This window comes from Mesorhizobium sp. CA6 (assembly GCF_020165035.1).
Classification (GTDB): domain Bacteria; phylum Pseudomonadota; class Alphaproteobacteria; order Rhizobiales; family Rhizobiaceae; genus Mesorhizobium.
Genome location: NZ_JAIUHI010000003.1, coordinates 463,924 through 470,976, shown reverse-complemented (window position 1 = coordinate 470,976; position 7,053 = coordinate 463,924). Strand labels below are relative to the sequence as shown.

The following is a 7,053-nucleotide window of genomic DNA, read 5'->3' as shown; positions in this document are numbered from 1 at the left end:
CTCCCCTACTCCCCTACTCCCCTACTCCCCTCATTTTCGGGGTTACATCCGCCAAAACTCTTCCCTATAAGGCCCTCCTAGCCTGATACCAGAATCGCAAGCACAACCGGCCGGGTCCTTCCCGCCCGGTTTTTCGTGCAAGCTGCTCGCCGAACGGAACCCGTAGACATGCCAAGACGCACCGACATCAAGTCGATCCTGATCATCGGGGCCGGCCCCATCGTCATCGGCCAGGCTTGCGAGTTCGACTATTCCGGCACCCAGGCCTGCAAGGCGCTGAAGGAAGAGGGCTTCCGCGTCATCCTGGTCAACTCCAATCCGGCCACCATCATGACCGATCCGGAGCTGGCCGACGCCACCTATATCGAGCCGATCACGCCCGAAGTGGTGGCCAAGATCATCGCCAAGGAGCGGCCGGATGCGCTGCTGCCGACCATGGGCGGCCAGACCGCGCTCAACACGGCGCTGTCGCTGCGCCGCATGGGCGTGCTCGAGCGCTATCAAGTGGAGATGATCGGCGCCGACGCGGCCGCCATCGACAAGGCCGAGGACCGCGCGCTGTTCCGCGAGGCGATGAGCAAGATCGGGCTGGAGACGCCGAAGTCGATGCTGGCCAACGCCACCGACGTCAAGAACGCCGACCGCAAGACGCATGAGGCCGAGCGCGCCGCGCTGAAGGCGGAACATCCCGAAAACCTCGACGCCGCCCTCGACGCGCTGGAAACCCGCTGGAACCTCGGCGAAGGCGACCGCAAGCAGCGCTATATCAGCCATGCCATGGCGATTGCCGCCCAGGCGCTCGACCATGTCGGCCTGCCGGCCATCATCCGCCCCTCCTTCACCATGGGCGGCACCGGCGGCGGCATCGCCTACAACCGCGCCGAATTCTACGACATCGTCCAGTCCGGCCTCGACGCCTCGCCCACCACCGAGGTGCTGATCGAGGAGAGCGTGCTCGGCTGGAAGGAGTACGAGATGGAGGTCGTCCGCGACAAGGCGGACAATTGCATCATCATCTGCTCGATCGAGAACCTCGATCCGATGGGCGTGCACACCGGCGATTCCATCACCGTCGCGCCGGCGCTGACCTTGACCGACAAGGAATACCAGATGATGCGCAACGCCTCGATTGCGGTGCTGCGCGAGATCGGAGTCGAGACCGGCGGCTCCAACGTGCAGTTCGCCGTCAACCCGGCCGACGGCCGCCTGGTGGTCATCGAGATGAACCCGCGCGTCTCGCGCTCGTCGGCGCTTGCCTCCAAAGCCACCGGCTTCCCGATCGCCAAGGTCGCGGCCAAGCTTGCCGTCGGCTACACGCTGGACGAGCTGGAGAACGACATCACCGGCGGCGCGACGCCGGCCTCGTTCGAGCCGACCATCGATTACGTAGTGACGAAGATACCGCGCTTCGCCTTCGAGAAATTCCCGGGCGCCGAGCCGGTGCTGACCACCGCCATGAAGTCGGTGGGCGAAGTGATGGCCATCGGCCGCACTTTTCAGGAATCGCTGCAGAAGGCTTTGCGCGGACTGGAAACCGGCCTCACCGGATTGGATGAGATCGAGATTCCGGGCCTTGGCCACGGGAGCACCGCCGCCAGCCACACCGACGACCGCAATGCGATCCGTGCAGCACTCGGCACGCCGACGCCGGACCGGCTGCGCATGGTGGCGCAGGCGATCCGCATGGGCACCTCGCTCGAAGACGTGCACGCCATGTGCAAGATCGACCCGTGGTTCCTCGAGCAGATCGCCGGCATCATCGCCATGGAGGAACGCGTCCGCGAGCACGGCCTGCCGCAGGATGCCGTCAATCTGCGCATGCTGAAAGCGATGGGTTTTTCCGATGCCCGCCTCGCGTCGCTGACGAAGACCGACGCGGAAGCGATTCAGAAGGCTAGGCAAAAGCTCGACGTTCATCCGGTCTACAAGCGCATCGACACCTGCGCGGCCGAATTCGCCTCGCCGACCGCCTATATGTATTCGACCTATGAAGTGCCCTTCGTCGGCGAGCCCGCCAATGAGGCGCGCGTCTCGTCGCGCAAGAAGGTCGTCATCCTCGGCGGCGGCCCGAACCGGATCGGCCAAGGCATCGAGTTCGACTATTGCTGCTGCCACGCCGCCTTCGCCCTGCGCGACGCCGGCTATGAAGCGATCATGGTCAACTGCAATCCGGAGACGGTCTCGACCGACTACGACACCTCCGACCGCCTCTATTTCGACCCGCTGACGGCGGAGGACGTGCTGGAGATCCTGCGCGCCGAGCAGGCGTCGGGCGAGCTCGTCGGCGTCATCGTCCAGTTCGGCGGCCAGACGCCGCTGAAGCTGGCCGACGCGCTGGAGAAGGCCGGCATCCCGATCCTCGGCACGTCGCCCGACATGATCGACCTGGCGGAGGACCGCGACCGCTTCCAGAAGCTCTTGCATAAGCTCAACCTCAGCCAGCCGAAGAACGGCATCGCCTATTCTGTCGAGCAGGCGCGCCTCGTCGCCGGCGAGCTCGGCTTCCCGCTGGTTGTGCGCCCGTCCTATGTGCTCGGCGGCCGCGCCATGCAGATCATCCATGACGAGAGCATGCTGCAGACCTATCTGCTCGACACCGTGCCCGGCCTTGTGCCGGAGGACATCAAGCAGAAATACCCCAATGACAAGACCGGCCAGATCAACACGCTGCTGGGCAAGAACCCGCTGCTGTTCGACACTTATCTCTCCGGCGCCATCGAGGTCGATGTCGATTGCCTGTGCGACGGCAAGGATACCTTCGTCTCCGGCATCCTGGAGCATATCGAGGAAGCCGGTATCCATTCGGGCGACTCGGCCTGCTCGCTGCCGGTGCACTCGCTGCCCTCCGACCTTGTCGACGAGCTGGAGCGCCAGACGGCCGCCTTGGCGCGCGCGCTCAATGTCGGCGGCCTGATGAACGTGCAGTACGCGATCAAGGACGGCACGGTCTATGTGCTGGAGGTCAACCCCCGCGCCTCGCGCACCGTGCCCTTCGTCGCCAAGACCATCGGGCGTCCGATCGCCAAGATCGCCGCCCGCATCATGGCCGGCGAGACGCTGGAAAACGCCTTCGCCCATTACGGCGCCATGCCCGACCCCAGGCAGCCCGGCCACATCGCGGTCAAGGAAGCGGTCTTTCCCTTCGCCCGCTTTCCCGGCGTCGACATCCTGCTCGGCCCGGAGATGCGCTCGACCGGCGAGGTGATGGGCCTCGACCGCGACTTTGCCCTGGCCTTCGCCAAGAGCCAGCTCGGAGCCGGTGTCGATCTCCCCCGCTCCGGCACGCTTTTCGTCTCGGTGCGCGACGAGGACAAGAAGGGCATCCTGCCGGCCGTCAAGCGCCTCGCCGGCCAGGGTTTTAAAGTGCTCGCCACCTCCGGCACTGCCCGCTTCCTTGCCGAGAACGGCGTGACGGCCGAAAAGATCAACAAGGTGCTCGAAGGCCGCCCCCACATCGAGGACGCCATCCGCAACCGCCAGGTCCAGATCGTGTTCAACACGACGGACGGCCAGAAAGCGGTGTCGGACTCGAAGTCGCTGCGGCGGGCAACGCTGATGCAGAAAGTGCCGTATTACACGACGCTGTCGGGAGCTGCGGCCGTGGCGGAGGCGATTGTGGCGTTAAGGGCGGGGAACCTCGAGGTGCGGCCGCTGCAGGAGTATTTTGGGTGAGTTAACTAATCTCCCCACTTGGTTCCTTGTAGGGGAGATAACCGGCAGGCCAAGGCCGCGGTGTCCCGCAACGTTGAGAGTGTTAGAGCGCTGCTAACATGCGACCGCCTATGTGACGAAATTCTGTTATTTCGGCGCCTTTGACGCGTTCAAAAGACGATCAAACTCGACGTCAATCACCTCCAAAGAGGCAATGATCTTCTGGAGCGTAGTGTATTCGTCTTTCGGATCGACCGCCTTTTGAACGTGACCTTTCCCACTTGTATGTGCCACCGCTCCCCGCGCTTCCCCGAAATTACTCATCGTTTGCAGGAAAATTGCGTCACATTTTCCCATATCAAAGCCAATTGGAACAAACATTTCCATAATATTTTTCTCTTTAACTCCGTGATTCTCCAATCTGACTCGCTTGTGAAATTCTGACACGCACTTCGAAAATCTATCGTCAATGAACGTCTTGCTCGGCCACTCTTTGATTTTGTTTTGCTCTGTCGTGTTTAGCGTATCTGGGGGGCGATCTGTCGCCCTGCCGCTGAACCCGATCAGGTGAAATGTCACGACGGAAACGAACTTTTTCGTCTCCCAAGCATCGAGAGCCGTTGTAGCTATCTCGAGAACACGATCTTCAAGATATGTTTCCACTTCTGCGTGAGTGAGGACCCGAAAGGAAAGCGCACGAGTCGTGACGCGCAGAGGATCTTTATACGTGCCAGTAGGATCGAATTTGGATGGCAAAAGCAAGCGCTTCAATTCGCTAACGCGCGCCTGAAGATCTTTAAAGCGATCCGAGGCCATTTAGTGAAAGCCGTCGAACGTTATACGTGAGCTCCCGTCTTTCCTCTGCTCGAGAGCAGGGACGTTGATGTCTTGCTTGAGAGCGGCGCGAAGCCCTACCCCCCAAATCGACAATCGGTCAAACGTATGCGGAATACCCGCAGTATCACTTTCGACGGCCTCCGCGAACGTCGCGTCAGCGAGACACGACGCATATAGCTGCCGCACATTCTCAACGTTGGCTGCCATAGCGGTTCTGATTTCATAGTCGGCAGCATAGAAAACAAGGGCATCGAAAATTGCTCTGTTGAAGGAGCGCGAGCCAGGTTTTCGAGCCAACGCCTCATCACCAAATATATCTATAAGAACGTCAACAGCCGCGTTAAACTGCTCTATATCGAGATTAACAGAAGCTTGAACTTTCTCCCAATTTTCATTAAGATCCATGCACGTATTATCAAGAAATTCCTTCATCCTACCCGAATATCCAGAAATAAATCGTCGATAGGCTAAGTAGCGAACAATAAGCTCTACGTCACGCATACGGGGATCTGGTGTCGTCCTTCCCATCAATCGCTGGACGTGAGCCGATGCAATTGCTGTATCGTCAATAAAGTCAGAAAACGGACCAGGCACCATAGCTTGGCGTAATTCTTGAGGTGAAAGCTTAACACTGCCAGTATTCAATCGCAGAAATACCGTGTGGAGAAAATTTGTATTAGGCCAATTGCGAATTACGACCGTACGGATAGTATTGTTAAAAAATGCGTTCAGATCATCTCTTCTGGCCGGATCCTTTTCCAGCTGGGAGAAATTCTTTCGAATGAGATCCGTTCGAACCTCAAGGCCGGATAGCCGGAAAGCATTCTTCGCACCTTCAGCATTACCGGTAAATTGAAGTAAAGAAAGAAGCCTTTGCTTTCCGTCTAGTACAATAAATTGACCTCTTTGATTTTTCTTTTCAGCAAGTACTATTTGCGGTATTGGAAAACCAAGTATAACACTCTCAATAAATCTCCCCTTACCTCCAATTGACCAGGCGTCCCGCCTTTGGAAACGAGGATTCATGTCAATGTTTTTGTTCATTAGTTGAGAAATGACAGTCTGAACAGTCCAGTCAGATGAATATAAAACGGCCTCTGAAAAAGCAGCCGTATCCTTTGGATCTAAAACTGCATCGTCCTCATCGACAAATTCAAGGTCGGTTTCAGCCATCGCTTCTCTCATCTTTCCTTATCTTAGCTAAAAATTAGCTCGTTCCCGCAAGACCGACCACATTGGTAGCACCGATTCGAGCCGCCAAGCAGGGATTGAACCGACTACAATGGAGTACTACCGTTCCGATAGGAAGTGGCGTCGCCTTGCGCCCCCTCAAGCCACCGCCACGCACTCAATCTCGATATCAAATTCCATCGGCCATGACGCCACCGGCACGAAGCTCCGCGCCGGCGGGTTGGTGGCAAAATACTTTGCGTAGACCCGGTTGATGGCGTTGTAGAAGCCGGAATTGACGGCGTAGATGCGCACCATCACCACCTTATCCAGTGTGGTGCCGGCCGCTTCCAGGCAATGTTTCAGCGCTTTCAGCGACGCCTCGGTCTGGGTCTCGATATCGCCGCGCACCATCTCGCCCGTCACCATGTCCACCGGCGGCGTCGCCGAGATGAACACGAAGCCGTTGGCCCGCACCGCCGTCGAGCACGGCAGGCCGAGCGAGCGCACCTTGGCCGACATCACGGGTACTTCGATGACTTCCTTGTCCATGGCGGTCCTCCCTTTGTTGCGCGCGAGCTTATCGCGGCAGCGAGGGAACGCCAGCGCCTCTTCTCCTTCCCCCCTTGTGGGGGAAGGTGGATCGGCGCGCTAGCGCCGAGACGGATGAGGGGTGTTCCAGCGGAATGAGACGCTGGCATTCCCTGGAGCACCCCTCATCCGACCGAGCTTCGCTCGGCCACCTTCTCCCACAAGGGGAGAAGGGGGAAGGCGCCCTCACTGATGCGCGACCGCCAGTTCCTTCACGTGCTTCTCGTGCATCTTCAGCACCGGCAGCGTCTTCTTCGCGAATTCCTTCATCGCCGGGTCGTCGCCGGAATTGGCATAGGTGGAAAACAGCGCCACCGCATCCTTATGCGCGTCGGCCTGCATCTTGATGTATTTGGCGTCGAATTCCTTGCCGCTCGTAGCCTTCAAGTCGTCGATCAGCTGCTGCTCCTTCGGCTGCAGCGCGGGACCGGCCGGCTTGATCGACGCCGTGGTCTGGCCCTGGCGGAGCGCCGTCTTGAAATCCTCGGCCGCCTTGCTGTGATCCTTGATCATCTGCGCGGCGAAAGCCTTGACGTCGGCCGACGCCGACTTCTCTTGCGCCAGCTTGCTCGACTCGATCTCGAACATATTGGCATTCGGCACCGTCGTGACGAAGGTCTGGGTGTCAACCTTGTTCTCGGTCACCATCGGTCCCACGGCGTCTGAGTTGTCCGACTGGGCGAACGCGGCGGGCGCGCCGGCAAGAAGCGCGACGGCGACCAGGGGCAGCAGCGTTTTCATCTCGATCTCCGATCCGAAACAGCCCCTCCGCCTTCCCCAACGCGGCACCGGCCCCAGGGTTGC

General features: G+C 59.4%; 5 protein-coding genes. 1 reads left to right on the top strand and 4 read right to left on the bottom strand.

The features are described from left to right. Positions 1-168: 168 nt before the first annotated feature. Entirely contained in the window at positions 169-3,672 is a 3,504-nt protein-coding gene (gene carB, locus LB526_RS06725) for a carbamoyl-phosphate synthase large subunit (RefSeq protein ID WP_224626922.1), read from the top strand. Positions 3,673-3,798: 126 nt separating this feature from the next. On the opposite strand, the gene LB526_RS06720 is transcribed toward carB, so the two are convergent. The 4 genes from LB526_RS06720 to LB526_RS06705 all read right to left on the bottom strand — a co-directional run bounded on the left by LB526_RS06720 (position 3,799) and on the right by LB526_RS06705 (position 6,990). After that, on the bottom strand, positions 3,799-4,467 hold the full coding sequence (locus LB526_RS06720) for a HEPN domain-containing protein (protein WP_224626920.1): 669 nt from the start codon (positions 4,465-4,467) through the stop codon (positions 3,799-3,801). After that, a complete protein-coding gene (locus tag LB526_RS06715; RefSeq protein WP_224626918.1) occupies positions 4,468-5,661 on the bottom strand; it encodes a DUF262 domain-containing protein in 1,194 nt (397 codons plus the stop codon). Positions 5,662-5,817: 156 nt separating this feature from the next. Further along, on the bottom strand, positions 5,818-6,210 hold the full coding sequence (locus LB526_RS06710; protein WP_224626916.1) for a RidA family protein: 393 nt from the start codon (positions 6,208-6,210) through the stop codon (positions 5,818-5,820). 225 nt (positions 6,211-6,435) lie between these two features. Further along, positions 6,436-6,990 carry a DUF4142 domain-containing protein gene (locus tag LB526_RS06705; RefSeq protein ID WP_224626914.1) on the bottom strand — a complete coding sequence of 185 codons (555 nt, stop codon included), beginning with the start codon at positions 6,988-6,990 and terminating at the stop codon, positions 6,436-6,438. Between the last annotated feature and the right edge of the window lie 63 nt (positions 6,991-7,053).

Excerpts from the sequence above, each read along its gene's own strand:
- carB (WP_224626922.1), top strand. The coding sequence starts at position 169 with ATGCCAAGACGCACCGACATCAAGTCGATCCTGATCATCGGGGCCGGC.
- LB526_RS06705 (WP_224626914.1), bottom strand. The coding sequence starts at position 6,990 with ATGAAAACGCTGCTGCCCCTGGTCGCCGTCGCGCTTCTTGCCGGCGCG.
- LB526_RS06710 (WP_224626916.1), bottom strand. The coding sequence starts at position 6,210 with ATGGACAAGGAAGTCATCGAAGTACCCGTGATGTCGGCCAAGGTGCGC.
- LB526_RS06720 (WP_224626920.1), bottom strand. The coding sequence starts at position 4,467 with ATGGCCTCGGATCGCTTTAAAGATCTTCAGGCGCGCGTTAGCGAATTG.
- LB526_RS06715 (WP_224626918.1), bottom strand. The coding sequence starts at position 5,661 with ATGGCTGAAACCGACCTTGAATTTGTCGATGAGGACGATGCAGTTTTA.